Annotated in this window: 25 protein-coding genes; 7 read left to right on the plus strand and 18 right to left on the minus strand. The window is 48.3% G+C overall.

What is annotated here, in order from left to right; translation table 11 throughout:
• Positions 1 to 129: 129 nt before the first annotated feature.
• Positions 130 to 948 (minus strand): carbon-nitrogen family hydrolase, encoded by an 819-nt coding sequence (locus DFQ00_RS03455; RefSeq protein WP_110894215.1) that lies wholly within the window; start codon positions 946 to 948, stop codon positions 130 to 132.
• Between the two features lie 341 nt (positions 949 to 1,289).
• On the opposite strand from DFQ00_RS03455, the gene DFQ00_RS03460 reads away from it, so the two are divergent.
• The 7 genes from DFQ00_RS03460 (at position 1,290) to DFQ00_RS03490 (ending at position 8,703) form a co-directional block, all read left to right on the plus strand.
• Positions 1,290 to 2,498, plus strand: coding sequence for a pyridoxal phosphate-dependent aminotransferase (locus DFQ00_RS03460; RefSeq protein WP_110894217.1), 1,209 nt, complete (start codon positions 1,290 to 1,292; stop codon positions 2,496 to 2,498).
• A gap of 382 nt (positions 2,499 to 2,880) precedes the next feature.
• Positions 2,881 to 3,984 carry a glutamate 5-kinase gene (proB, locus tag DFQ00_RS03465; protein WP_110894219.1) on the plus strand — a complete coding sequence of 368 codons (1,104 nt, stop codon included), beginning with the start codon at positions 2,881 to 2,883 and terminating at the stop codon, positions 3,982 to 3,984.
• 22 nt (positions 3,985 to 4,006) lie between these two features.
• Positions 4,007 to 5,254: a glutamate-5-semialdehyde dehydrogenase gene (locus DFQ00_RS03470; protein WP_110894221.1), complete on the plus strand. Its 1,248-nt coding sequence runs from the start codon at positions 4,007 to 4,009 to the stop codon at positions 5,252 to 5,254.
• A 36-nt stretch (positions 5,255 to 5,290) separates the two neighbouring features.
• A complete protein-coding gene (gene proC, locus DFQ00_RS03475) occupies positions 5,291 to 6,157 on the plus strand; it encodes a pyrroline-5-carboxylate reductase (RefSeq protein ID WP_174812103.1) in 867 nt (288 codons plus the stop codon).
• A complete protein-coding gene (locus DFQ00_RS03480; protein ID WP_174812104.1) occupies positions 6,150 to 7,373 on the plus strand; it encodes a 2,3-diketo-5-methylthiopentyl-1-phosphate enolase in 1,224 nt (407 codons plus the stop codon). The genes proC and DFQ00_RS03480 overlap by 8 nt, the downstream gene beginning before the upstream one ends.
• Positions 7,370 to 8,047 carry a 2-hydroxy-3-keto-5-methylthiopentenyl-1-phosphate phosphatase gene (locus DFQ00_RS03485; RefSeq protein WP_110894225.1) on the plus strand — a complete coding sequence of 226 codons (678 nt, stop codon included), beginning with the start codon at positions 7,370 to 7,372 and terminating at the stop codon, positions 8,045 to 8,047. The genes DFQ00_RS03480 and DFQ00_RS03485 overlap by 4 nt, the downstream gene beginning before the upstream one ends.
• A 2-nt stretch (positions 8,048 to 8,049) precedes the next feature.
• On the plus strand, positions 8,050 to 8,703 hold the full coding sequence (locus tag DFQ00_RS03490; RefSeq protein WP_110894227.1) for a methylthioribulose 1-phosphate dehydratase: 654 nt from the start codon (positions 8,050 to 8,052) through the stop codon (positions 8,701 to 8,703).
• Positions 8,704 to 8,873: 170 nt separating this feature from the next.
• Here DFQ00_RS03490 and DFQ00_RS03495 read toward each other — a convergent pair whose 3' ends face one another.
• The 17 genes from DFQ00_RS03495 to panB all read right to left on the minus strand — a co-directional run bounded on the left by DFQ00_RS03495 (position 8,874) and on the right by panB (position 26,750).
• On the minus strand, positions 8,874 to 10,166 hold the full coding sequence (locus tag DFQ00_RS03495; protein ID WP_110894230.1) for a multi-tm2 domain protein: 1,293 nt from the start codon (positions 10,164 to 10,166) through the stop codon (positions 8,874 to 8,876).
• A 15-nt stretch (positions 10,167 to 10,181) separates the two neighbouring features.
• Positions 10,182 to 10,634: a hypothetical protein gene (locus tag DFQ00_RS03500; RefSeq protein ID WP_110894232.1), complete on the minus strand. Its 453-nt coding sequence runs from the start codon at positions 10,632 to 10,634 to the stop codon at positions 10,182 to 10,184.
• Entirely contained in the window at positions 10,627 to 11,127 is a 501-nt protein-coding gene (locus DFQ00_RS03505; RefSeq protein ID WP_174812105.1) for an RNA polymerase sigma factor, read from the minus strand. The genes DFQ00_RS03500 and DFQ00_RS03505 overlap by 8 nt, the downstream gene beginning before the upstream one ends.
• A 208-nt stretch (positions 11,128 to 11,335) precedes the next feature.
• Positions 11,336 to 12,061 (minus strand): DnaD domain-containing protein, encoded by a 726-nt coding sequence (locus DFQ00_RS03510; protein ID WP_244213683.1) that lies wholly within the window; start codon positions 12,059 to 12,061, stop codon positions 11,336 to 11,338.
• Entirely contained in the window at positions 12,061 to 13,356 is a 1,296-nt protein-coding gene (asnS, locus tag DFQ00_RS03515; RefSeq protein ID WP_090917136.1) for an asparagine--tRNA ligase, read from the minus strand. The genes DFQ00_RS03510 and asnS overlap by 1 nt, the downstream gene beginning before the upstream one ends.
• 101 nt (positions 13,357 to 13,457) lie before the next feature.
• Positions 13,458 to 14,663: an acetate/propionate family kinase gene (locus DFQ00_RS03520; RefSeq protein WP_110894237.1), complete on the minus strand. Its 1,206-nt coding sequence runs from the start codon at positions 14,661 to 14,663 to the stop codon at positions 13,458 to 13,460.
• On the minus strand, positions 14,660 to 15,532 hold the full coding sequence (locus DFQ00_RS03525) for a 3-hydroxyacyl-CoA dehydrogenase family protein (protein WP_110894239.1): 873 nt from the start codon (positions 15,530 to 15,532) through the stop codon (positions 14,660 to 14,662). The genes DFQ00_RS03520 and DFQ00_RS03525 overlap by 4 nt, the downstream gene beginning before the upstream one ends.
• A 133-nt stretch (positions 15,533 to 15,665) precedes the next feature.
• On the minus strand, positions 15,666 to 17,168 hold the full coding sequence (locus tag DFQ00_RS03530) for an AAA family ATPase (protein WP_110894241.1): 1,503 nt from the start codon (positions 17,166 to 17,168) through the stop codon (positions 15,666 to 15,668).
• Positions 17,161 to 17,688 carry a hypothetical protein gene (locus DFQ00_RS03535; protein WP_110894243.1) on the minus strand — a complete coding sequence of 176 codons (528 nt, stop codon included), beginning with the start codon at positions 17,686 to 17,688 and terminating at the stop codon, positions 17,161 to 17,163. Before DFQ00_RS03535 ends, DFQ00_RS03530 begins: the two co-directional genes overlap by 8 nt.
• A 407-nt stretch (positions 17,689 to 18,095) precedes the next feature.
• A complete protein-coding gene (locus DFQ00_RS03540; RefSeq protein ID WP_110894245.1) occupies positions 18,096 to 18,626 on the minus strand; it encodes a DUF5590 domain-containing protein in 531 nt (176 codons plus the stop codon).
• 51 nt (positions 18,627 to 18,677) lie between these two features.
• Entirely contained in the window at positions 18,678 to 19,985 is a 1,308-nt protein-coding gene (locus DFQ00_RS03545) for an amidohydrolase (protein ID WP_110894246.1), read from the minus strand.
• Positions 19,969 to 20,625 carry a redox-sensing transcriptional repressor Rex gene (locus DFQ00_RS03550; protein ID WP_110894248.1) on the minus strand — a complete coding sequence of 219 codons (657 nt, stop codon included), beginning with the start codon at positions 20,623 to 20,625 and terminating at the stop codon, positions 19,969 to 19,971. Before DFQ00_RS03550 ends, DFQ00_RS03545 begins: the two co-directional genes overlap by 17 nt.
• A 237-nt stretch (positions 20,626 to 20,862) precedes the next feature.
• Positions 20,863 to 23,715: an ATP-dependent DNA helicase DinG gene (dinG, locus tag DFQ00_RS03555; protein WP_110894250.1), complete on the minus strand. Its 2,853-nt coding sequence runs from the start codon at positions 23,713 to 23,715 to the stop codon at positions 20,863 to 20,865.
• A 143-nt stretch (positions 23,716 to 23,858) separates the two neighbouring features.
• Positions 23,859 to 24,506, minus strand: coding sequence for a tetratricopeptide repeat protein (locus tag DFQ00_RS03560; RefSeq protein ID WP_110894252.1), 648 nt, complete (start codon positions 24,504 to 24,506; stop codon positions 23,859 to 23,861).
• Positions 24,507 to 24,599: 93 nt separating this feature from the next.
• Positions 24,600 to 24,983: an aspartate 1-decarboxylase gene (gene panD, locus DFQ00_RS03565; RefSeq protein ID WP_110894254.1), complete on the minus strand. Its 384-nt coding sequence runs from the start codon at positions 24,981 to 24,983 to the stop codon at positions 24,600 to 24,602.
• A complete protein-coding gene (gene panC, locus DFQ00_RS03570; RefSeq protein ID WP_110894256.1) occupies positions 24,976 to 25,878 on the minus strand; it encodes a pantoate--beta-alanine ligase in 903 nt (300 codons plus the stop codon). The genes panD and panC overlap by 8 nt, the downstream gene beginning before the upstream one ends.
• The gene (panB, locus tag DFQ00_RS03575) at positions 25,878 to 26,750 is read right to left on the minus strand and encodes a 3-methyl-2-oxobutanoate hydroxymethyltransferase (protein WP_110894258.1); all 873 of its coding nucleotides are present in this window, start codon (positions 26,748 to 26,750) and stop codon (positions 25,878 to 25,880) included. Before panB ends, panC begins: the two co-directional genes overlap by 1 nt.
• Positions 26,751 to 26,920 lie beyond the last annotated feature (170 nt).

Genomic DNA, 26,920 nt, shown 5'->3' on the forward strand with positions numbered 1-26,920 from the left:
AACCTGCTCGTTGCAAGAATACATCGCCATCATCTGTTGAAAACATCTGGTTGGAGCAAGAAGCTGGTCTGAAGCCGATACTGCCTTCAGCCAGCTTGCCGCCAGAGCACCCTTTCCAAGCTTTTCCGACTACTTCCCGCCAAAATAAATACTGGGTCTGCGATCCTCAAACACTGGAATGCGTCCACGGACTTCATCAACCAAAGCAGGACGAATCATGCCCGTTACAATCTCTTCCCCTTCGCCGCCTTCAGCTACAATCTCACCCCATGGGTCAATGATCAGAGAGTGACCAAAAAATTCCGTGTCTCCCCCTTTTCCCACACGATTACATGCAATAACATACATCTGATTCTCAATCGCTCGCGCCGTCAGTAGTGTGCGCCAGTGGTGCATACGCGGATGCGGCCATTCCGCCGGCACAATTAAAGCACGTGCACCGCTCAAAGCAAGCGTCCGGGCCAATTCGGGAAATCGTATATCATAACAGATCGACGCCCCTGCGGTCAGACCATTGCTCAACTCAAACATTTCAGGCAGGGCTCCCGGTTCCAAATATTTTTCCTCATCCATCAAACGGAACAAGTGAAGTTTATCGTAACGGGATACTTCTTCCCCTGCTTCATTATAGACATACATCGTATTGTAGATTTGTGCCTCACGCTTTTCGGCAATAGAGCCGCCCACAATCGAAAGCTCATGCTTCTTGGCAAAAGCAGACAGCCATGCTCTTGACGTTTGCCCCTCCGGGTCAGCCAGCTCATGAATTTGCGGCAAAGCATAACCTGTGTTCCACATTTCTGGAAGCACGGCCAGCTTCAAATCCGGATATTGCTCTACTGCACGTTCCAGCAGCATTTGCATATGAGCATGGTTAGCTTCCGGGTCTCCCAGCTTAATATCCCCTTGAATCAATGCCACCCGCAATTCACCTTGTTGTTCCGTCATACCCCAACACTCCTCCAAAACTTAATACTTGATATCATAGCCTGATCCTGGCAAAATCTGCAACTGTCCTACTGCAAATACCAGCAAACCAATCAGGTGTTTTTTCCATCAGTTTTTCACGCGTCTCGGCAACACTTGAATTCCAGACCAATCGGCAACACTTGAATTCCAGACCAAATCGTTTAATGGATAGACATGGCCTTGCTCTACAGCCGCAAGAGTTCTCCACTCTGGACTTTGCTCAAGCCTTACTCCCTTATCCCCCTATACAGCTCGGGATTGACGTGATAAATTAATAAAAACGTTTGGCTATATAATGAACCTTCGGAGTGATAAATACAATGAATAATGCTGACTACACCTCTTCACGTTCTGCTTTTCCTATTCCATCTGCCGATATGCTGTCACAGCTACCTACGCAATTTTTTGCAACACTTGTGCAAAATGTAAATCGCGAGATTGCAGATGGTCATGATGTAATCAATCTGGGCCAAGGCAACCCTGACACGCCTACACCGCCACATATTGTTACATCGCTGCAAGCATCTGCGGAGAACCCGCTTTATCACAAGTACTCCCCATTTCGTGGATATGCCTTCCTCAAGGAAGCTGTCGCCAAACGTTATAAGGAGGACTACAATGTCGAGCTTGATCCCGAAACCGAAGTTGCTATTCTTTTTGGCGGCAAAACCGGACTCGTTCAGTTACCCCAAATCTTATTAAATCCGGGTGACGTATGCCTTGTTCCGGATCCGGGGTACCCGGATTACTGGTCGGGCGTTGCAATCGCGCAGGCACGTATGAGCTTTATGCCTTTATTGGAAGGTAACGCATTTTTGCCGGATTACGAGGCAATCTCTGCGGATGACCGCCAGCGGGCTAAGCTGATGTTTCTGAATTATCCCAACAACCCTACCTCCGCTACGGCTCCGTTATCGTTCTATGAGGACACCGTTGAATTTGCCATAAAACATCAGATTGTTGTGGCTAGTGATTTTGCATATGGCGCAATCGGATACGATGGGCATCGCCCCGTCAGCTTCTTGCAAGCTCCTGGCGCAAAAGAAGTGGGCATCGAGTTTTATACGTTATCCAAAACGTACAATATGGCTGGATGGCGTGTCGGCTTTGCACTGGGCAATGCAGAGATTATTTCCAAAATCAATCTGCTACAGGATCACATTTACGTTAGCCTGTTTGGCGGCATTCAGGCTGCAGCTGCCACAGCACTCACGGGTCCGCAGGATTGTGTCACCTCGCTTGTAGCCAAGTATGCATCCCGGCGTGATGCGTTTTATGAAGCTCTCTCCTCCATTGGCTGGCAAGCTCCAAAACCGAAAGGTTCTTTTTTCGGCTGGCTGCCTGTACCTGGCGGCTACAGCTCTGCCGACTTTGCAAACCTCCTGCTGAGAGAGGCTAAAGTAGCCGTTGCGCCAGGAATCGGCTTTGGTTCCCATGGGGAAGGGTATGTCCGCATCGGTCTTCTGAGTGATGAACAACGATTGCAGGAGGCAGCAGAGCGAATTGGCAGGCTGCAGCTCTTCAAGTAAACGTATCGTTCATTTTGCATAAGTGCATGGGCACAATCCCTTTGCATATGCCAACTTTCCATGGTATGTTATAAGAAATCGTTAGAACGAAACGTGATGACGGGACCAGTAAGAGTGAACCAGCTGCGTACAGAGAGTAAATTCCATTCGGTTGAGAGAATTTACCGTAGCTTCTCTCCGAAACCTACCCCTGAGCGGCCTGTTGTACACAGGACAGTGCCTTCTGTTACAGGGCATGAAGCCGGATGATCTGATCATCAATAAAGGTGGTACCGCGGAAGTAACGAACTTTCGTCCTTTTTAACCAAAGGACGAGAGTTTTTTTTGTACCTGAACTGGCTGCTCACAATCACTGATTAATTATGTTTAAGGAAGTGAAACCATGACTTCACGTATTGTCGTTAAAATCGGGAGCAGCTCATTAACTACCGAGGAGGGCGGTCTGGATCGCCAGGCGATATCTTTTTTTGCAGACGAAATTGCCGCTCTTGCAGCACAGGGCCACGAAGTTTTGCTAGTCACCTCTGGAGCAGTTGCTGCCGGATTTCGGGAGATTGGATATCCTCAGCGTCCCAAACTGTTGCATGAAAAACAAGCGGCGGCGGCTGTCGGGCAGGCTTTGCTGATGCAGGCATATCAACAGGCTTTTGCAGCGCACCGCGTTACTACAGCGCAAATTTTACTGACCCGTACCGACTTTCACAGCCGTAAACGTATGGGAAATGCAGGGATGACTGTAGAGGAGCTGATCAAGCAGGGTGTCATTCCTATTTTCAACGAAAATGATACGGTATCTATTGACGAGTTGAAATTCGGGGATAATGATCTCTTGTCTGCGTTAGTTGCCAATCTGGTCAAGGCTCAGCATCTTATCATTGTGACGGATACCAACGGCCTGTATACCGCTGATCCGCGCAAAGATCCGGCTGCAACTCGGTATGACCGCATCCCCGAGATTACAGCCGAGATTTACGCCTACGCTGGCGGCTCGGGAACTACCGTGGGAACGGGCGGCATGCGGTCCAAAGTTGATGCGGCCAAGGTTGCTACACGCGGCGGTGTACCTGTTTTTGTAGGCAGTGTCAAAGAGCCAGGTGATATGCAGCTTGCTGTAGATGGAACGGGTAAAGGGACCTATTTTGAGACAAAGCTGGCTTCACTCTCCCGTAAAAAGCAGTGGCTCGGCTTTATGTCTACACCGCTTGGTACAGTCGTGGTCGATCATGGTGCCGAGGAAGCGCTCGTACATGGCGGGCACAGTCTGCTTCCTGTAGGGGTCAAGCGTGTTCTGGGGACATTCCATGCAGGTGATGTCGTGGAAGTGCTTGGACCAGATGATTCACTTCTGGGACGGGGGATCGTCAATTACGATGATGATCAGCTCCGTCAGATTGCGGGAATGGCTAGTGGCGAGGTAATGAAACACCTGAACAGCATACACCGACTTGAAGTTATTCATCGCGATGAATGGATTACATTAAAATAAGACGCCTGAGGAGGAATGAACGATGAGTGAAGTTCGTGAAAAAGCAAGCAAGGCCAAATCTGCCGTTTCCCGGCTGAATCGCTTGACGACTGAGCAAAAGAATACTGCACTGCACATCATGGCTGACGCCTTGATTGCACAATCCGAAGAGATCATTACCGCCAATGTGGAAGATCTGGATCGCGGCCGAGAGCAAGGTACACCTGAGTCCATGCTGGATCGTTTGGCACTTAACAAGGAACGTATTGCGGGTATAGCCGAAGGTCTGCGTCAGATCGCAGAGCTACCCGATCCGGTCGGTGAGGTGCTTGAAACCTTTACCCGTCCAAACGGTCTGCACATCGAGAAGTTGCGGGTTCCTATCGGCTTGATCGGCATTATCTATGAAGCACGTCCTAATGTGACCGTGGATGCCGCAGGGTTGTGCCTCAAAACAGGTAACGCAGTGCTGCTGCGTGGCGGCTCCTCTGCCCTGTCCTCCAATCGCAAAATCGTTGAGGTGCTGCATCAGGCGCTTGCAACAACCGAGATGCCGGCTGAAGCGCTGCAGCTCGTCGAAGACGCCGATCGTGCTTCCGTTGATGAGATGCTCAAGCTGAACGGCCTGCTGGATGTTATCATTCCACGCGGAGGAGCTTCGCTCATTCGCACAGTCGTGGCTAATGCAACCGTACCTGTGATCGAAACAGGCGCTGGCATCTGCCATACGTATGTCGATGAATCCGCAGATGAAACGATGGCAACAGACATTGCAATCAATGCCAAGGCACAACGACCATCTGTATGCAACTCGATGGAAACGCTGCTGCTGCATGCCAATTATGCCGAAAAGCATCTGCCTGCACTGGCAGAACGTTTCCGTGAAGCGAATGTTGTTCTGAAGGGTTGCGAAACGGTTCGCCGCCTTGTGCCGACGGTACAGGAAGCAACGGAGGAGGACTACGCAACAGAGTATAACGATTATATTCTAAACATCCGCGTAGTGAACAACCTGGAAGAAGCGATGCAGCATATTACACAATATGGAACCAAACATTCGGAATGTATTGTAACTAAGGATACCGCCCATGCAGAACGCTTTATGCATGATGTGGATGCGGCCGCTGTATATCATAATGCATCCACTCGTTTCACAGACGGCTTCGAATTCGGATATGGGGCAGAGATCGGAATTAGTACGCAGAAGCTGCACGCACGGGGTCCAATGGGATTGCCTGCCCTAACCTCCAGCAAATACCGGATCACAGGTAACGGTCAGATTCGTCAATAATATTGGAATACCAGTTATATAGGAGGAACGATAATTATGAGCCAAGAGCAGCAGACATTACTACAACAAAAGATTACTTTCCACGGAGCTGGCGCAATGGCCGAGGCAATCGTGCGTGGACTCATTTCCCGTCTTGTCGTTCGTCCTCAGGATATTACGATGCTGAATCGCAGCAATCTCAAGCGTCAGGAGGAGCTGAGCACCCGCTACGCGGTACACACCGGCACAGCTTCGCAATCACAGGACATTCTTGCCTCCTCGCCGGTAATCGTGCTGTGTATGAAGCCCAAAGACGCCGCCGCAGCGCTGCGCGAATTAGGGCCTCTGTTGTCCCCGGACCAACTGATCGTATCGGTTATTGCAGGACTGTCGATTCGTACCATGCAGACTCTGCTCGGCCGCAAGCAGCCTATAGCCAGAACGATGCCTAACACCTCCAGCACCATTGGACTTGGTGCAACCGGACTTGCCTTCTCCGCAGAGATAACTGATGAACAGCGCAGCACTGTCATGACACTTTTCGAAGCTGTAGGTATTGTAACGATTGTGCCAGAGGACAAACTTGAAGTGCTTACAGGTATTTCCGGCAGCGGACCTGCTTACGTATACTATCTCATGGAAGCTATGATTGCAGCGGGAATCCGTGGTGGCTTGTCCAGCCAGCAGTCTCGCGATCTTACGGTGCAGACCGTGCTTGGTGCAGCACGTATGGTGCAACAGACCGGTCTCGAACCGATGAAGCTGCGCAGTGATGTTACCTCGCCGGGAGGTGCAACACAAGCCGCGCTGAAAACGCTGGATGAAGGAGACTTCTTTGAAAATGTCATCGCAGCCGTGGGACGTTGTGCTGAACGCTCACGTGAGATGGGAGCTGCATTGGAAGGAGATTTAAAACATGAATAATATGTGTACTGCCACATATCGTCTGCATGATGATCATGCCGATTTCCACAAAAAAGCCCAGTCCATCGCCATCGGTATGACCGTTGGCAGCTGGACTGAGCTGCCTCAGGCCCAGCGTGAAGCGATGCAGAAGCACTTGGGCGAAGTGCTCAAGGTTGACGTGTATGAAGCCGAAGGCATGGCTCCAGGTGAGCGATATGCGGATATTACGATTGGCTATCCGGATATTAACTTTAGTCAGGATATCCCTGCTCTGCTCGTAACCGTCTTTGGCAAAATCTCGATGGATGGACGAATCAAGCTGATACAGCTTGGCTTCTCGGATGGTTTCTTACGTGCGTTCCCTGGGCCCAAGTTTGGCCTTCATGGTGTACGTGACCTGCTGGGCGTTCATGATCGACCTCTGCTCATGAGTATTTTCAAATCCGTGATCGGACTGAATACGGATGAACTGCGTGAACAGTTTATCCGTCAAGCTCTTGGCGGCGTTGACCTCATCAAGGATGACGAAATTTTGTTTGAGAACCAGCTTACTCCGATTGAAAAAAGAGTTGAGGTCTGCATGAAGGCAGCCGAGCAGGCGCGCCAGGAGACAGGAAAAAAACTGCTCTATGCCGCCAATCTGACCGGTCCTACCTCACGCCTGAAGCAGCAGGCAGAACGTGCTATCGGTGCAGGAGCCAACGCACTGTTATTTAATGTGCTGTCCTATGGTTACGATGTGCTGCATGAATTAAGCAGTGACCCCGATATCAACGTGCCCATCATGGCTCACCCTGCACTTGCAGGCGCACTGTATCCATCACCGCATTACGGAATTTCCGCATCCGTGGTGCTGGGACAGTTAATGCGTCTGGCCGGAGCCGATCTTGTGCTCTTCCCTTCACCCTATGGCTCCGTTACGATGCCTAAGGAGGAAAACATGGCGATTACGGAACAACTTTTGACACCAGATCTGCCGGTAAGACCAAGCATGCCTGTGCCATCAGCCGGAATTCATCCGGGACTTGTGCCGATGATTCTGAGAGACTTTGGCAAGGATGTCATTGTTAATGCTGGCGGCGGAATTCACGGACATCCGATGGGAACCGAAGCAGGTGGACGGGCTTTCTTGCAGGCGATTGAGGCTGCGGGACGTTCCATTCCGCTGGCAGAGCATGCTGCAGAGCACCCGGAACTGAAAAGCGCACTGGATTTATGGGGTGGCGAGCGATGAATAGCGGTAAGAAAACAGCGATATTTTGTGATTTTGACGGAACGATTACACTCTCGGACAACATCGTTGCCATTATGAAGCATTTTAAGCCAGATGGCATTGAAGCAATCATGAAAGACACGATTGAACAAAACATCTCTCTGCGGGAAGGTGTGGGTGCGATGTTTGCTCTCCTGCCCTCCTCGCAAAAAGACGAGATTGTCGAGTTTGTGCTTGGACAAGCAGGCATCCGTGAAGGCTTCGCGGCATTTCTGGAGTATGTTCGCAGCGAGGGCATTGAATTCAATGTAACTAGTGGCGGCATGGACTTTTTCATCGAACCACTGCTTGCACCCTTTCATATTCCGCAGGAGCGTGTGTATTGCAACGGTGCAGATTTCTCGGGGGAAAGGATTCGCATTGAATGGCCCCACCCCTGCCAGCCCCCATGTGAGAATGGCTGCGGGATGTGCAAAACAACCGTGATCCGTTCGTTCCCGTCTGATGAATATAACCGGATTCTGATTGGTGACAGTCTGACCGACTTCGAAGGGGCTAAAATTGCCGATCTGGTCTACTCCCGTTCCATCCTGACGGATAAATGTGTGGAGCTTGGTGTGGATCACGTACCTTTTACAACCTTTTATGACATCATTGAAGATATGAAGCAGAAGCAATCACAAGGAGTGCTGTAAACATGGGTTTTGAAAAGATTACACTGGAACATAAACGCCAGGTGCTCGAAGAGCTGGCGGATGTCAAAGCATTATTCGCAAGCCGGAACTGGTTTCCGGGTACAAGCGGCAATCTGTCGATGCGGGTGGGTGAGTTTGACCCTGAGCAATTTTATTTTGCCATTACTGCTTCAGGCAAGGATAAGTCCCTTCGCACGCCTGAGGATTTTCTTTTTGTAGATAAGGAAGGTAAAGCGATCGAAACGACAACGCTGAAGCCAAGCGCCGAAACGCTGATCCACTGTGAAATCTATCGTTTGACTGGCTGCGGTGCTGTCTTCCATGTGCATACGGTATTCAACAATCTGATCAGTGAATTTTTCGGTGATAAGGGCCACGTGCCTATTCAGGGCATCGAGTTGATCAAAGCCTTTAACATTTGGGAAGAAAATGCGGAAATACGTGTGCCCGTACTGCCTAACTTTGCACATATTCCTTCCATTGCCGAGCTTGTTCCGGGTGTGCTGGACCCCGGTGTTCCAGGAATTCTACTGCGTAATCACGGGATCTATGCATGGGGCAAGGATGCTTTTGAAGCCAAGCGTCATCTGGAGGCCTTTGAATTTTTGTTTGAAGTGATGTACCGTCAGCTGCTCTTGAAAGGTGCAACAAAGTAAGAATTTTGCGTATTAGCGCGGATAGCCTGCTCTTCACTGTAACTGTTACCGTATCGCTAATTACAAAATAATAGCACCACCAAAAACACACCAACGGCGTTTCATGGCCCTTGGTGTGTTTTCATAAGCATGTTGCTCAAATCTCATATCTTTTGAAACATTATTGGTGATTATTGCTTATCCTTGAACACAAAGAGGCTTTCCAGTTCATCGTCTTTGGTCTGAAGCACGGTGGAATGACCTGAAGTCACTGCAGACTCCCGCTGTTTGCCAAACAGCAGCTTTAAACCGCCTAAGATAAGCAGCAAGGAAACAATGACCGTGTTTAAATGGGATCGAATCTCATAATTCAGGAACATTTCAGGGAACAGCTCATTCAGCTGTGGAATAATCAACCGAATCGTTAGATAATACAGTCCAAGACCAGCGATACCCAAGCCGATTAAACGCTGATGCCGCACCCAGTCCTTGAAGATGGGCTCATCCGTGAGCGGCTCACGTCCGTAACGGCTGGAGCATTGAAGACCGTCGAAAAAGCTGTAAAACCAGATCAGCGGTATCATGAACAGGAACACAGATAGACGTAGCAGGTCGAGAATGTAGATGCTGCCCAGGAATAGAAACATCAGCTGCAGTCCTCTTTTTTGCAAACCGAGATACATATGTCCTGCTCCCGGAAAAGCAGAGAGCAACGTCGCCAGCACTTTACTGCGCCGCCCCATAATTCTGCCTGTCTCCAGTTCTTCAAACAAGGTTCTGTCCTGAAGCACTTCCCCCGCCTGCTTTCGATGTACATGCTGAACGGCATCGAACATGCAATATACCCAGATCACCGGCAGAATGAGCAAAAACATCAGAAACACAGACTCATTCGTAATTGTGGAGACGAAAACCATCATTGCAAAGGAACCGAAAAACGCCATCAAGAAAGATAATCCCCGGTGCAGCAATCCGAGATGCAAATGTCCAAGCCCCGGAACAAACGAAAGCAATATGGTAAAAAATCGCTCCCCTTCACTACCTTTTTGGTACATGGGCTGAGACTGGGCATTACCGTCACCTGGATACCCGGCAAACTCCGGAGTCGCCCCGTCTGCATTCTGATAATGCAAGTGACCTTCATTCGGGGTAGCGGCACTGCCATAATGTAGATTACGATCTTGTCCGTAGTAATACCGTTCACTAGCTGTAGGTGCGGAGAGTAGCACAATGATCATATCAAGCATGCTGATCCCCCAAACCAAAAGCATAGCCAGCAGTCCAAGAACAATTAAATCTCGTTCACCCAGCAACCAGGAGAGCATCAAAAAACCGATGCCCGTGCCGAAGAATAACAAGGGATAGAACACAGCCCGAATCTTGCGCCGCCAATACAGGAACCCCAATCCGGGGAACAGATTTAATAAAAATGCAAGTAATTTATTACGATCTGGATGCACAGTCCTCAATCCTTTCTTTATCATGCCTTACCCGACCATTCACGGCTTGGGTTTGAAATTATCGAGCCATGAGGTAGCTGCCTCGGTCCATTTCTCTGTGAACGAACCAGCAGTCTCACCTTCCTGGAATTTATGATAAGGGGCAACTTTGTCAAACAAGCCGGAAGAGAGAAAGATCAATGTCAGACAGGCGGCCACAGTGTAATGAAATGCCCGGTGCTCGAACCAGCGGGGTGTACGTCCGCCACGAGATTGACGCATGCTGCCCATCGTTGGCAAACGTTCAATTGTCTTCATCACAGAATTTGTAAAATCAATCGGATCGGGCAACTCAGGGTACTCCCGTTCCATCCCTAATGCTCTAATGTACGCTTCCATCGCATCTGGTTCATTCAATAGCAACTGCTCCATCAGCATGGCCTGATCACTGCTAACTCGACCTTCAATATAGTCCACCCACTGCTGGACGGTATACATCTCTTTTTTACTCACGCCACTCTTCCTCCTTCCAATGGTTTCGAATCCACTGCCGAGCCCGATATAGTCTGGATTCGACCGTTTTCACAGCCACCTCGGCCTCATGAGCAATTTGCTCGTAATTTTTCTCGCTCAGATAATATGCTGTAATAATATCCCGATGCTGGGCAGGCAGCTGATTTATACGTTCGCGGAGTTGATCCTGTCGCTCTTTGCGTATCACCCTGGCAAGCACGTCTTCCTCCCGCCCTGGTAAATTCACCATCTGGTCTTCTCCACCTAGGTCTTCAGCACTTCTTCTGCCCAGCTTGCGTTTGGCATCAATTGCTTTATGAAAGGCAATCCGGGTTATCCAGGTTTTGAAACCTTCGGATCGATAATCGGGGAGAGATTTATAGATCTGTATGAACGCCTCCTGAGCGGCATCCTGGGCATCCTGATCATTACGTAAGACAGAATACACAACATGATATACATGCTGACTGTATTTATCAATCAGAACACGCATCTGGGATGCATCTCCTTGACGGATTTGTTCAATAATAAGCGCTTCCTCAATAACTCTCCCCTCCTCTCCAATTCAATAGACGACGACATGTCATCAGACCCCTGCATATTTTATCAAATTTATTATCCTTCTGTATGCACGTTCAGAAGTGAGGTGCTGCACACAAAAAAACAGGCACAGAATAAATCTGGCCTGTTTCTCTATAAAACTAACGTCCTCCGTTACGAAAACGCTGCGTATATGCTTTGGCATCCTGCACATTTTTGACACGATTCCTGCTCCACTCCAGCAAAATTCGGTCAATGTACCGGAAATGCACCTTGCCTGCAAAAACAGCTTCCTTCAACGCCAATAGAATCAGCTCTTCCTGATAGCGATCCTGATCAAGCCAGCCGGATATCGTTTCACACTCCATCGGTGACAGAGGTCGTCCAAATTCCTTTTCAAAAATAGAGAACATGTTCCGCTCTTCCTCTTCTTTTTGAACAGTGTTCGAATTAGGATGTGAAGCATGGCTCTTCATTTGTTCAGACCGGACATGCGCGGCCTCGTCCGCAGCACACACCGCAAGCTTTGCGTACAAGCCATACAGGTCATATCGTTCATACTGAATATCCCGTTCCTCATCCCGCTGCTCGCCAATCGTGATATAACCATCCCTTATCAAACGCTGCAACATTCTCGCAATACCTTCAGGAGCCAGTCCCATGCGGACAGCAAGCTCTTCAAGGGTAGGAAAATCATTGAATTCTGCCTGGCGGAATCCGAGCAGTTGAATCAACAGCAGCACCTCTGAATCGGATAACCCTAGCTGGTGGTAGAAACGCAATAACGCATAAGGCAATTGAGCAGTACCTGACGACATCCCGTAAGCCGCCCCGCTTAACCACGCTTTGGAGGTACTGTCCTCCATGTGCTCTTTTCCGTTAAACATTAAGGGTACAGACGATAGAGCATACGTGGGAATGCGATTGTCTCACGAACATGGTCAAGTCCGCAGATCCACGCTACCGTCCGCTCCAATCCCAGACCGAAACCGGAGTGAGGAACCGATCCGTATTTACGCAGATCCAGATACCACTGGTACGCTTCATCCGAAAGATTGTGCTCTTCAAAACGCTGTTGCATCAACTCTGGATCATCAATCCGTTGCGAACCGCCAATGATCTCTCCATAGCCCTCCGGCGCAATCATATCAGCACAGAGAACAACTTCAGGACGATTCGGATCAGGTTTCATATAAAATGCTTTGATTCCAGCCGGATAATGCGTAATGAAGACAGGTGTATTATATTTCTCGGCAATCGCTGTTTCATGTGGTGCACCGAAGTCTTCACCCCAAGGAATGTCGAAGCCTTGTCCATTCAGGAATTCAATCGCTTCGTCATACGTGATGCGAGGGAACGGAGCCGTAATACCTTCCAGCTTGGATACGTCACGTCCGATAGACTCCAGCTCTGCGCGACAATTTTTCACCACAGACTGAACAACATGTGCAATGAACTTCTCTTGTACGCGCAAGCTTTCTTCATGATCGACAAACGCCATTTCCGGCTCAATCATCCAGAACTCAATCAGGTGACGACGGGTTTTGGATTTCTCTGCACGGAACGTTGGCCCAAAGGAATATACTTTGCCCAGTGCCATCGCTGCAGCCTCCATATACAGCTGTCCGCTTTGTGTAAGATAAGCATCCTCGTCAAAATATTTAATGTGGAACAGGTTCGTTGTTCCTTCCGCGGAGGATGGTGTCAGAATTGGCGGGTCAACCTGCGTGAATCCGTTACCATCAAAAAACTGCTGAACAGCACGAATAATCTCGGCGCGGATAACCATAACCGCACGTTGTTTCGTTGAACGAAGCCACAGATGCCGATGGTCCATCAAGAAATCAACACCGTGCTCTTTAGGTGTAATCGGATAATTTTCCGTCAGATGAATGATTTTAACCCCTGTTACAGTCATCTCATATCCAGAAGCACTACGTGGCTCTTCACGGATAATTCCCGTTACATAGACAGAGCTTTCCTGAGTCAGACTTTTGGCATCGTTCCAGATGTCTTCACTAACTTCACTCTTTACAACAACCCCTTGAATATATCCAGTACCATCACGCAGCTGCAAAAACTGAATTTTACCGCTGGAGCGTTTGTTGTTAATCCACGCACCGATCGTAACCGTTTCACCCACATGTTCATTCACATTACGAATTACACAATTCGTATCCATGCCATATCTCCCCTTGGTTCCATAAATTTGAAAATGCAGCGGACAGGTGTAATCCTGCCCTCTGCACTTCCTTGTCATTCTGTATTTACTTTACAGTTAGTTTACTTGGAATTCAATACGATTCGGTGTGTATCACGCGCAATGACCAATTCTTCGTTTGTTGGTACAACGAGAACGTCAACTTTGGAATTTTCAGTTGTGATGCGGCGTGGTTCACCCGAGCGGATTGCATTGAGTGCTTCGTCCAGCTCAACGCCGAGGTATGTCAATTGCTCACATACTTTCTGACGCAGAACAACGGAGTTTTCACCTACACCAGCAGTAAATACAATCACGTCAACACCGTTCATTGCTGCAGCATAAGAACCGATGTATTTGCGCAAACGGTATTCATACATTTCGAATGCAAGCGTAGAGTTCGGCTCGCCTTTCTCCATGCCTTCCGTAATTTCACGCATGTCACTGCTGATCCCGGAGATCGCCAGAAGTCCGCTGTGTTTGTTCAGCATGGAATTCACTTCGCTAACGCTAAGCTCTTCCTTGTTCATTACATACGGCACAATCGCCGGGTCGAGGTCCCCACTGCGTGTTCCCATCATAAGACCTTCGAGTGGAGTCATACCCATTGATGTATCAACAGATACGCCGCCTCTCACAGCAGTCACACTACCACCATTACCTACGTGACAAGTGATGATTTTCAAGTCTTCTAATGGACGGCCGAGATACTCGGCAGCCGCTTTGCTTACATAGTCATGGGATGTGCCATGTGCACCATAACGACGTACTTTATATTTTTTATAGAGTACACGAGGGATAGCATACAAGTAAGCATGCTCAGGCATGGTTTGGTGGAACGCTGTATCAAACACCATAACCTGAGGTACACCCGGCATATTCAATTCAGCCGCACGGATACCCATCATCGCTGCAGGGTTATGAAGCGGGGCCAGGTCAAACAGACGACGAATTTCAGCTTTTGCAGCATCATCCACCAGCGCAGATGCCTTAAATGCTTCACCGCCGTGTACAACACGATGTCCAACAGCCTGAATTTCACTAACGGAATCCAGCACACCGTTTTCTTTATCTGTCAAAATATCTATAACCTTACGGATTGCTGTAGTGTGTTCAAGAATTTCGCTGACTTCCGTAACTTCCTCACGGCCTGTCGGTTTATGCGTCAGAATGGAGGAATCCATCCCGATCCGCTCCACCAAGCCTTTAGCCAGTACGGATTCATCTTCCATGTTATACAATTGATATTTAAGCGAGGAACTTCCCGCATTAATTACGAGTACTTTCACAGTCGGTCACCATCCTTGTCGTACTTGAAGAATCCTTCTCCTGTTTTCACGCCCAGATGACCTGCACGCACCATTTTTTTCAAAACGGTAGAAGGACGATATTTCAGTTCTCCGAACTCACGGAACATTCTTTCGAGTGCTGCCTCAACGGAATCGAGTCCGAAACGGTCAGCCATCTCAAGAGGCCCATGCTGGAAGTTATATCCAATACGCATTGCATCATCAATGTCCTCAGCAGAAGCAACACCCTCTTGCAATACGTGCAATGCCTCGTTAATTAACAGGCAGATCAGACGTGAAGTAACGAAACCAGGCGATTCGTAGATCATAACACCTTTTTTGTCAACAACCTCTTCAACGAAACGACGTGTCTCTTCGAAGGTTGTATCCGATGTTTTCAGTCCGCGAATAATCTCTACAAGATCAACCCGGGATACCGGGTGAATAAAGTGCATACCAATAACACGCTCCGGATACTTGGTCGAGCTTGCAAGCTCGGTCAAACTCAGCGTGGACGTGTTACTTGCCAGAATTACATTGCTTGGACAAACCTGATCCAATTGATGAAAGACTTTCTTTTTCGCTTCCAGGTCTTCCGAAATTGTCTCGATAACCATATCACAAGAGCCCAGTTCAGCGAGATGCCCCACTTTGGTAATCCGTGAGAGAATCAATTTCTTCTCTGCCTTCGTAATCGCCCATTTCTCCAGTTGTTTATCCAGATTGGTCTCGATCATATTGTACGCATGATCCAGCTTTTGTGTTGTGTGCTCCACCAGAAGCACATCAAGTCCTTTGGCTGCAAGCATCTGGGAAATTCCTTGACCCATTGTGCCGCCACCGACAACTCCTATTTTTTTGAAAAACATGGTTCTGCTCCATCCTTTCGGTTCTCTATTTCTCTATTGTACCCTGTTCGCCGAAAATTACAAATTTCGACCCAACAACTAATAATATCTTAGCACGAGTGAAATGTAAAAAAAAATAACCAGCATAAAGAATTTATGCTGGTAAACGGGCACTGTCACGAAATTGACAACGAAATTGTTCGCCTGATAAAACTTCCTCACGCATCAGGATATCCAGCGAATTGTCGAAAATTGTCCGCTGTTCCTCGAGCCGAAGTTTGGTATGCTCCATCAGCTCCTGCAAAATCACTTTGTTCTCACGCATGAGCTCTTCCGTTGTAACCATGTCCATGTTTACGATGCCAAGAGAGGTCAAGCCTGAAGCCATCATCGTCTGTACAACATTGGTCGCCTGCTCAAAGTCGTTGCGCGAACCTGTGGAGCGACCGCCATAATACATTTCTTCAGCGGCTGCACCGGCCAGTGCAATCATGATTTGTTCCTCCAGAAAACGCTTTGTGTATAGAAATTGTTCCTGCTGCGGATTGTGACGCACATATCCCAGAGCCTGTCCACGCGGACTTAAAGCCACCTGACTGACACTGCCCGGACGTACAAGCTCTGCCATAATGGCATGACCGAGTTCATGGATGGCAACCCGTTTTTTCTCCTCAACGCTTGATTCCCGATCAGTTTTCTCACCCATCATCACTTTATCAATCGCAAGCGACAGGTGACGCTGTTCAATCGTAGCCGAGCCTTCACGCATCGCATATATTGCCGCCTCGTTCATCACACTTTCCAACTGTGCACCCGAGAAACCATAGGATTCCTCTGCAGTCTTCTCCAGATTCACTTCCTGTGTTAAAGGTTTGTTTACCGCATGTAGCTCCAAAATATGCTTTCTTCCCTTTTTGTCCGGCAGATCCACCTGAATGTGACGGTCAAAACGCCCCGGACGGGTCAACGCACTATCCAGCATTTCCTTGCGGTTAGTCGCTGCAATCAGCAATATGCGCGGTGTCTCGGAGGTGTATATACCGTCCATCTCCGTCAGCAGCTGGTTTAAGGTCTGATCATATTCACGTTGCTGTCCACCTTCACGCTTACCGCCAATCACATCAATCTCATCAATGAAAATTATAGCATTTTCCTTGTTTTCCTTTGCCGCACGCGCTCTGGCATCCTTAAACAGATCCCGGATACGACTGGCACCTACACCAACGTACATCTCAACAAATTCACTACCCGATGCAGCTACAAAAACGGAATCAGTGTAGTGTGCCGCCGCTTTGGCCATCAGCGTTTTGCCTGTTCCCGGAGGGCCAGTCAGCAAAATACCTTTGAGCGCACGGATGCCAAACTTCTGTATCTCTTCATGACGAATGAGAAAGTCCAGCGCCTCTCTTAGCTCCTGCTTGGCGCTATCCTGTCCTCCTATTTCCTCAAAAGTCAGCTTGGAGGGACCTTTTTTCTTCCGTTTACGCTCCTGCGCTGCACCTACAGTAATTCCTCCGCGCATATTCATCATAAATAACAAGCCACCTACCAGCAGTGCAGCAATAAGAATTGGTACGATATCCACTCCGATAAATGCAAGAAAAATAATCAAAACAGGCACAAATCCAATAGCTGCTTCTTTCGTCCATTTAGGCATTAGGCCACACTCCTATCTGACCGGGGACACGCGGCAGGATAATAAATTTGCTGGCATCTCCGTCTCGAAGACTTACATACACATTGTTGTCATCCATTGCTGTGTTTACTTTGATTCCACCCGTAGCCATTTTCGACAACGTAGGGGTAATGTCTGCATATTGTTTATTTTCCATCGCTTGAGCTACTGTAAACATCGCATCACCCCACCAGTTTTCCAAAGCTTCGTTGGAATGGTCAACGACGTCCAGTTTAAGAGTACGTGAGCCAATCAGGCCCTGCCCTTCTCGATGAATGTATTGCACCAATCTGCCCAAATCCACATTAGGCTTCAGATCAAGTTTCATTTGCACATCGTTACGGTTAATAGTTATTTGAGCACTGTTGACGCCATCATACTGTGTAACCATCTTTTCAATTGGGGTTTGTACGGCAACTTGTCGATATATAAACCAACCTCCAAACAACAGGACGGCAGTAACAACGGCAGTAATAACAATAGGCAATACTTTCAGCTTCAAATGAATTACCCTCCCAGAATGAGCCCATCCTACGATCTACAGGCTTATATATTTTGCTGTACATTGATATCTGCAAAAACTGTTGCAGATTTATTTGCGTTATTCATTAACTCCAGTACACTTTCGAGTATATCACATCGTATATACAATATCGAAGGTGAAAATATGAATAAAATATTAAATTTAACTATATTAAAAGTTTCATCAACGTAAACAACTTCTTCTATTGAACGTTGGAGCTTGAACCGTTTTGGTAGCGTTTCCTTTAATTAACAAGCCAAAGAAACCGGCAGTCGATATATCGACTTGCCGGTTTCTTGTTATATGTTGACATCCTGCTTGCAGAATGATCCAAAATCATTCAGGCTCGCAGTAAGCGGGTTGCTTGCTGCTGCAGGATGCCTTTCCTAACTGTTAGGGACTGTATACACCAGATCCACTTGTTCCCCGTTGCTAAATCGGTAAAACCGATAGTAAGTGTGTGTATCTGCCTTATAATATACCTGCCAAACGTGAATATTGTTCACAACTCCGGGCATGATTCGTTTAATCTCGCCGCCAGGTACGTCAGAGGCGAAGCGACTACGAATCTGTGTTTCAGACATGCCGTTCTGAATGAGCTCACTATGAACCCCGCCCGTACCTTGCACAGGCTGGTTGTTCATATCAAACTTCACCCACACCATAATATTCTGGTTATCTTTATTTTTGGCTGTCATCGTCCAATAGATATTGTCATCGCCTTCTTTTCCACCCCAGACGTATTTACGCAACTCATCCGGTGATGTGATGGCAATCTGGTCCTTAGCCGCCTGAATCGCCAGTGCTTCCTCCTGGCGCTGATCCTGTGTAACGTAGACATAATATTGCTGAAGTCCAAACACAATCAGAATGAGGATGAGCAGCGATATCCAGATCCACTTCTTTTTTTTCTTCAAGAGCTGAACTTCCTTTCCTTAGAAAACTGCCTATTGCAGCCTGTCTCTTCCTTAACGAGCTAGCAGCTGGTCAAATGTCCGCTGAGCTTCTCGCAAAATGCGCTCTTCATCAAGTGTTAGACACTCACCGTGCTTCACTACCTGTTTCCCGTCAACCCAGACGTGCTCCACGTCCTTCGCAGAAGCGGAATAAATCGTATGTGAGATTAGATCCGTATGCGGGTAGAAATGAGCCTGCTCAATATTTAGTGCAATGAAATCAGCCTTCATTCCCACTTTCAGCGAACCTGTATCGTTCAGGAAGATGGACTTCGCACCGTAACCTGTACCAAGCAGCAACGCCTCACCAGCAGGTACAGCTGTCGGATCGCCAGATACGCCTTTATGGATAAGTGCAGCAAGTCGCATTTCCTCAAACATATCCAGATTGTTATTACTTGCAGGGCCATCTGTTCCCAGTGATACCGTCACTCCTGCTTTTAACAGCGCAGGAACACGAGCTACCCCGGAGGCCAGCTTCAGATTACTGCCCGGATTGTGAGATACTGCAACATCATGACGCGCCAAAATTTCAATCTCTTCATCGTTCAGATGCACCGCATGAGCTACCATGGACGGTCGCGAGAAGAAGCCGTGCTTCTCCAGATGCGCCACTGGACGCAGACCATAATCTGTCACATTTTGCTCAACTTCACGTAATGTTTCTGACATGTGTGTATGCAGCGGCAGGTCCAGATCATGCGCTACCTGTACCAGCTTCTCTATGTAGTCTGGAGGACAAGTATATGGTGCATGTGGAGAGATAACTGTTGTGATGCGTCCAGCCGCCTGTCCATTCCACTGACGTGCAAAAGCCGCTGACTCCTCCAGCTTGCGCATCTGCTCTTCTTCCGAACAAAGTCCGATTACACCACGCGCAAGAGCAGCTCTTGCCCCGGACTGTTCTACCACTTTAGCCACCTGATCCATATGATCATACATATCCAGAAATGCTGTAGTTCCACCTTTTAACATCTCAAGCACAGAAAGAGAAGCACCCCAATACACGTCTTCAGAGGTCATTTTGGCTTCCATGGGCCACATTTTTTCCTGTAGCCACACCTGCAATGCCAGATCATCGCCATGACCGCGCAGCAGCGACATCGCTGCATGACCATGCGTATTGATCAGACCCGGCAGGAATAGCAGTCCTTTTCCATCCACTAGGGTCAGGTGCTCGTTTCCTTCCGGCAGCGTCTCACCAATATGCACAATCTTGTCATCCTCAATAACCATATATCCTTGAACTATCGTCCAAGTCGCGCCTTCATTGACAGCGAATTTCCCGTTGTGGATTGCCCATTTATTCGTTGTTGTCATCTTGCTCCTCGTCCTTCCCGTTCTCTAAGTAATAAGCCAAGCTCAGCAAATCTGTTGTAAAATCAGCATGATGGATACGTACATGTGGAGGTGTTTTCAGAATTGTGGGTGCAAAGTTCAGGATAGCTTCAATCCCCGATTCGATCAGCTGATCAGCGACATTCTGAGCTTCTGTGTCAGGAACCGTAATGATGCCGATACGGATGTTATCTTTTTGTACCGATTCCGTCAGCTCCTCCATCGGTTTGACCGTCAGGCTGTTAATTTTGTTGCCAATCTTCGGACCATATGCGTCAAAGATGGCTACAATCTTCATATTATCCTTCAGGTACGCGTTATAGTTAGACAAGGCATGTCCAAGATTACCTGCTCCAACCAGAGCCACATTAATCTGCTGGTCGATTTTGAGAATGTGACGAATCTTCTCGATCAGGTAAGAAACATCATATCCAATGCCTTTACGGCCAAAATCACCAAAATAAGCCAGATCCTTACGAATCTGGGCCGGATTCAGGTCCAGTCGTTGTCCAAGCTCCTGCGAAGAAACCGTTGTGACCTCACGCTGCATGAGTTCATTCAAATAACGTAAATACACAGGCAGGCGTCTTACTACCGCTTCCGAAATTTTATCCGATTTCATTCTTGCTCCCCCTTACCATTGCCACGATAAAATAATAAATAATGCTGCGATATATTCACACATTGAAAAAATGAGCATTCTGTATACTTATGTTTAACTGCACTATTCTTTATATACAGAATGCTCGTAAGGTAAATTTATAAGTTCGTTACGCACTGCCTGAAAATTCTCTTTCGAGTGTAACGCCATGATGAAGCATAATGCAATGCCATAGCTTACAAAAAATGAATAATTTTGCTACTCGGCAGGTCGATCCAGCCACTCGGCAATACGCGGCACCATCTGCTCTGTCAGCATATGTTCCATCTTTGGTCCCGGCAGGGAGTACAGAAAGTACTTGCCATAGTAGGCCTCGATCACCCGTGTATCATACACGATGACAATACCCCGATCCTTACCGGTACGAACCAGTCGTCCAAATCCCTGCTTGAACCGGATGACCGCCTGCGGAACAGAGAGCTTCATGAACGGATTTTTTTTCTGCTCTATCAGCAGTTCGCTCTTGGCTTCAAGAAGCGGGTGGTTTGGCGGCTGAAACGGCAGACGTACAATCGCCAGACAGGTGAGAGCTTCGCCTGGAATATCCACCCCTTCCCAGAAGCTGCTTGTTCCTAGCAGAACCGCCGCTTTGGCATCCTGAAATCTTCGGGTCAGCTTGGAACGATTGCCACTGTCCACCCCTTGGCCCAGCAGAGAGATGTCATTTCCCGACAAGGCCTCCTTGAGCGGGTCATACACTTGGCGAAGCATTTTGTAAGAGGTGAATAACACCATCATTCGTCCACGAGTAGCGATCGCCGCTTCAGCCAGCGAATGCACCAGCATCTGAACAAAGTGTGCATCCCCTACACTGCCCTTCAGACTCGGAAAATCACGCGGAATCACCAGCAAAGCCTGCTCACGATAATTGAACGGGGAAGGAAGCATGGATGTCAGCAGGCGATTATTGTCAGCAGCCTCCTGCAAGCCCAACTGCTCGATCATAAATTGGAAGGACTTGTCCACGGACAAGGTAGCCGATGTAAGCACGACACTTTTCTTTTTGTCAAAAAACATTTCTTTCAACTGTGCACTTACATCCACCGGTACGGCATATAGCTGAAGGGACTTGCTGCGGAACTGCCCGCTAGCCTCCATCCAGTACACTGTCTTGGCATCGTCCATACGCATGAAGAATCTTAAATTCTCCTTCATAATCGTCAAATCCTTCAACAGCCCGGTAATATCTGTAATCAGACTGTCAGCCTGATAATCATCCTGATCTTCCTTCACTTCAAGCAGCAGCTTGTCTCCCTTGCGGACCAAGTCACCCAGCGTGACATAAATCTGGTTCTCCAGATCCTGCAGCTCCTGCCACTTCGCAGGCTTCTGAGATGCCTTCAGACGTAGCGAAAATTGTCCTGTCTCCCCTGGAGATGCATCGCTGCGTTCTGGAAGCAGGCCGAACAGAGCGTCGCTTAGACGGTCCCACAGCTCCTTGACTTCCACAGCAAGAGGGAACATCTGATCCACCATAGAGCCCCACTGCACGCCATTTTCATGCCCTGATAGCTGTGAGCGCAGCATGGGCAGTTGCCCGTTACGGCTATCCTTGAACAAACGTGTGAGTGTATGCACAAGGGTGAAATATTTCATATGCAGACCCAGATGTTTGCCGGCAACGTCCTCGAGATGATGCGCCTCATCAATAACCAGGCTTTCATATGCAGGCAAGAGCTGATGAGCCGCCTTCACGTCCGTGAACAGCTTCGAGTGATTGGTAATCACGATATCTGATAGTCCGGCCTCATGTTTGGCACGATGATAGAAACATTTGCGGAACCACGGGCAGGACCTCCCAAGACATGATTCAGACTCACTCTGAACAGTCTCCCAGAAGTCGCCTCCGCGTGCGCTGAGATTCAGCTCCTCGTCATCCCCTGTTTCCGTTTGCGTCAGCCACACAATCATCTGAGCAGCCGTGAAGTAGTCCTCTTTGGGCGTAGCAAATTCACGTTTGTTAATTTTGTGTTCGAACTTGCGCAGGCACAGATAGTGACCTCTACCCTTAAAGACAGCCGCCTTGAACGGAAATGGAACCACCTGCGTCAGCATCGGGATATCCCGCTCGCGCAGTTGCTCCTGCAAGTTAATGGTGTGGGTACTCACCATCACCTTCTGCTCCTGTTTTACACTTTCATAAATAGCAGGCAGCAAATAACCGAGTGACTTTCCGGTACCCGTTCCAGCTTCCAGAAGAAGGTGCTTCTCCTCATCCAACGCCTGTCTTACACTGCTAAACATCTGTGTCTGTGCCTCACGCTCTTCATAATGCTCCAGCGTATCTTTAAGATTAGCTCTGACCTGATCCATGAACTGTTCAAAGCTTACACCATTCAACGGATTGGCTTCCCTCTCATCACGAGGTGCTCCAATCTCCGTCCAGTCGCTGACGTTAAGCGCCAGTTGGCGATAAAACGTGTGCCCGTCAAGGTCCTGTATCGGCTCGGCTTCCTTCTCGCTCCGCAGCCCATCCAAAAACCAGCCCAGATCAGTATCCTCTGGTGCAAACAGATCACTAAGCCGCTGAATCGTTATTAATGGCAGCTCTCTAAGCTCATCCAGGCACTTGAGCAGCACATAAGCTGTTGCGAGTGCATCGCTGTCCGCCTGATGAGGACGGTCATGCTGGAATCCAAACTCAGCAGATACATAGCCTAGCTGATACGATCCCAGAGAAGGAAACGTAATTTTCAGAAAATCAATGGTGTCCAGAATACGGCCTGTAAAAGGTAAATAACCACACCGATCCAGTGCATTCTGCAAAAAATGAAAATCAAAGGCAACGTTATGGCCCACCAGCACCACATCGTCAAGAAGCGGTACCATCTCCATCATCATCTCTTCGAGTGAAGGAGCATCCGCGACATCGTCCTCTGTAATTCCGGTCAGCCCCGTAATAAAAGGAGGAATGGGTACACCCGGATTTACATAAGAACTATATATTTGAGTTATGCTGTAGTCATGATCTATGATGGCAAGTCCGGCCTGTATAATCTCACCGTCGGACTGCGTGCCGGTTGTTTCGAAATCCAAAACGGCAAATTTCATTGCAATATACGGTCCCTTCCATTCCAGTCTATGTTACAGCATAGCAAAAAAAAGGACATTTGAAAATTAACTGACAAAAAAGCGGTGTTCCCGCCGCTATGCCATAGGAGGAAACACCGTTCTTTTGCCGCCAAATACCCGTCTTAATTCAGAGCAGTCAGCTGATTTGCGTATTGCAGTTTTCCTCTGTTCAGCCTGCAGGCCTCCATGTTATACAGAGGTTCGGTCAATGTCGGGTCATGCTGAAGGGCCCGGGCAAACAAGGAGCAGGCAGCTTCCGGATTCGAAAGCTTGGCTTGAATACAGCCCAGAACATTACATACAAGGCCCTTGAGACGCGCAGAGCCGTTTAACAGCATAATCTGTTGCAGATGCACTTCTGAATCGAATAACTGCTCCAGATTCAGGTGAGCAAGTGCCAGATAGAAGCGGGCCAGAGCGCTTTCCGGGTAGTCATAAACAACCCTTGAGAATTGATCAATGGCTTGAGGATACATCTGTAGCTTGAAGTACCCTTGACCACGGCTAAAGCATTCCAGATGAAGCTCAGGAAGCGTGGTAACTGCCTCTTGCTCCGGCTCCAGCGAAGCCGGCTTTTCAAGCTCCTGCTCTCTAAGCTGGCTCATCTTTTCTTCAAACATCAGCCATTCATCCAGTACACCATCACTCATGCGCTTTAATAAATTCCATTTCTGCTGCAGCTCCTGTTTGTCCAGACCTTTAGCGGAAGGATAGCTCTTGATAATTTCATCTAACATGTCGTTCATCTCGGCGAAAACATGCTGGAACATCGTTTGCATCCCCACCCTTGAAAAATGGATTAGTGCAGTGACCTGTATTCATTTTTTGCTGGATGAGCCGATTTCATTCCCCTTCCCAGCCGATTACAAAATCGTGGCGTGTACTTCCTTTTTCATCGTCTGTACAGGTTTGTTCTGACCGTCCACGAATACCACCGTTGGTTGATGATTATTTGCTTCTTCCTGAGACATCATCGCATAGGAAATGATAATCACCGTATCTCCAGGCTGTACGAGACGGGCTGCCGCGCCGTTCAGGCAGATTACTCCGCTGCCACGAGGACCTGGAATGACGTAGGTTTCAAGCCGCGCGCCATTGTTATTATTCACAATTTGCACCTTTTCATTTTCCATCAGGTCCGACGTCTCCATCAGATCTTCATCAATGGTAATGCTACCCACATAGTTCAAGTTAGCTTCCGTCACCGTCGCACGGTGAATTTTGGATTTCATCAGAGTTCTAAACATGTGACAGCACCTCCATATGTTCGATACGTATATTATCAATCAATCTTGTTTTCCCGAATTTAACAGCCAGTGCAATTAAGAGATCGTCGAACACATGAAGTTCATCCAGATCCTGCAGGGGCTCCAGACTAGGAAAAGCCTGAATCTCTGCATAATCAATAACGGCTTGCGCGGATTTTCCAATGTACTCACGCAGCAGACGACGAACGTCAGCCGCTGTAACGGCCGTTCCTGCCTCTACAGCCTCCTGCACTGCACGCAGCGCCTGAGACAGCACCAGTGCCTCCTTACGCAGCTCTGCGCTCAAATAAACATTTCGGGAGCTAAGCGCCAGTCCATCGTCTTCACGAACAATCGGGCAAGCTACAATCTCAACAGGCACATTAAGGTCATTCACCATTTGTTCAATGACCGCCACCTGCTGCGCATCCTTCATACCGAAGAACGCCTTTTGCGGCTGCACGATGTTAAAGAGCTTGGATACTACTGTCGTGACACCGTCAAAATGTCCAGGACGGGACGCTCCACATAAACGCTCTGTGATTCGAGATACTGAAACTGTTGTTTGAGTCGGCTGCGGATACATCTCGTCCACGGAGGGAATAAATACGATATCCACTCCTTCATTGCGAGCTGTCTCAACATCCCTCGCCTCATCCCGCGGATAACTATCGAAGTCTTCATTCGGACCAAACTGAATTGGATTAACGAAAATACTCAATACAACGATGCTGCTTTGCTGTCTGGCAGCTTTCATCAGGCTGGCATGACCCTGATGAAGATACCCCATAGTTGGCACCAGTCCAACAACAGTTTCTCCAGAGCCACCCGCATGATTTGCCCGCAGCACCTGAATTTCCTGTCTTAATGCTGTGATTGTGCGTATAACTTTCATCAGCGAATATCCACCTTTTCTTTACGTTGTCCATACAATTCCTCCAGCACACCATCCGCTGCATTAAATACATGCTCTTCTGCCGGGAATGAACGATCCTTTACTTCTTTGACGTAAGCTGCGATGCTGCTGCGAATCAGGGAACCTACATCGCCATAGGTTTTGACAAAACGTTTCGGCATATAAGGCGAAGCATACTGAACCACGTCGTGGAAAACGAGCACCTGCCCGTCGCAACCGCGGCCTGCTCCGATGCCAATGGTCGGGATCGACAGCTCTTTCGAGATGGCCTCAGCAACCTCTTCCGTCACCAGTTCAAGCACGATGCCAAAAGCACCCGCGGCCTCAAGCGCTTTTGCTTCATCCATCAGACGCTTCGCATCAGCCGCATCTTTGCCCTGAATCCGGTATCCTCCGATCTGATTCACCGATTGCGGTGTCAGACCTATATGTCCGAGCACGGGAACACCTGCCTGCACCACGGCTTTGACCGTACTCGCAATTTCCATGCCGCCCTCCATTTTGACCGCTTGCGCGTGCCCCTCCTGCATCAGTCGGCGCACCCCTTTCAACGTTTCATCAATACTGCCGTGATACGTCATAAAAGGCATATCTGCCACGATAAATGTATTCTCTGCACCACGTACAACAGATCGTGTATGGTATACCATATCATCAATTGTCACTGGCAGCGTGGAGTTGTAGCCAAGCACAACGTTACCCAGCGAGTCTCCCACCAGAATGATATCAATGCCGGCTTCCTCGGCAAGTAAGGCTGTTGGATAATCGTAAGCCGTAATCATGCTTAGCGGTATACCCTCCTGCTTGTATTTTTTCATTTTCAAAATGTTCAATGCTTGCTTCTTTGCCATATCCTTGTGCCCCTTTCTCTTTTCATTAAGCGCAACAAAAAAACCTTTTAGTTTTTCCACTAAAAAGTCCCGAAAAGTCAAAAAAGAGTCACTTGCGATCGTCCCTTCTGTCTCGGTCCTCTTCGGCTCAGAGCAGAATCCAACAATACATTCGTCGATATGATACTTTT

Source organism: Paenibacillus barcinonensis (assembly GCF_003217495.1).
Classification (GTDB): domain Bacteria; phylum Bacillota; class Bacilli; order Paenibacillales; family Paenibacillaceae; genus Paenibacillus; species Paenibacillus barcinonensis.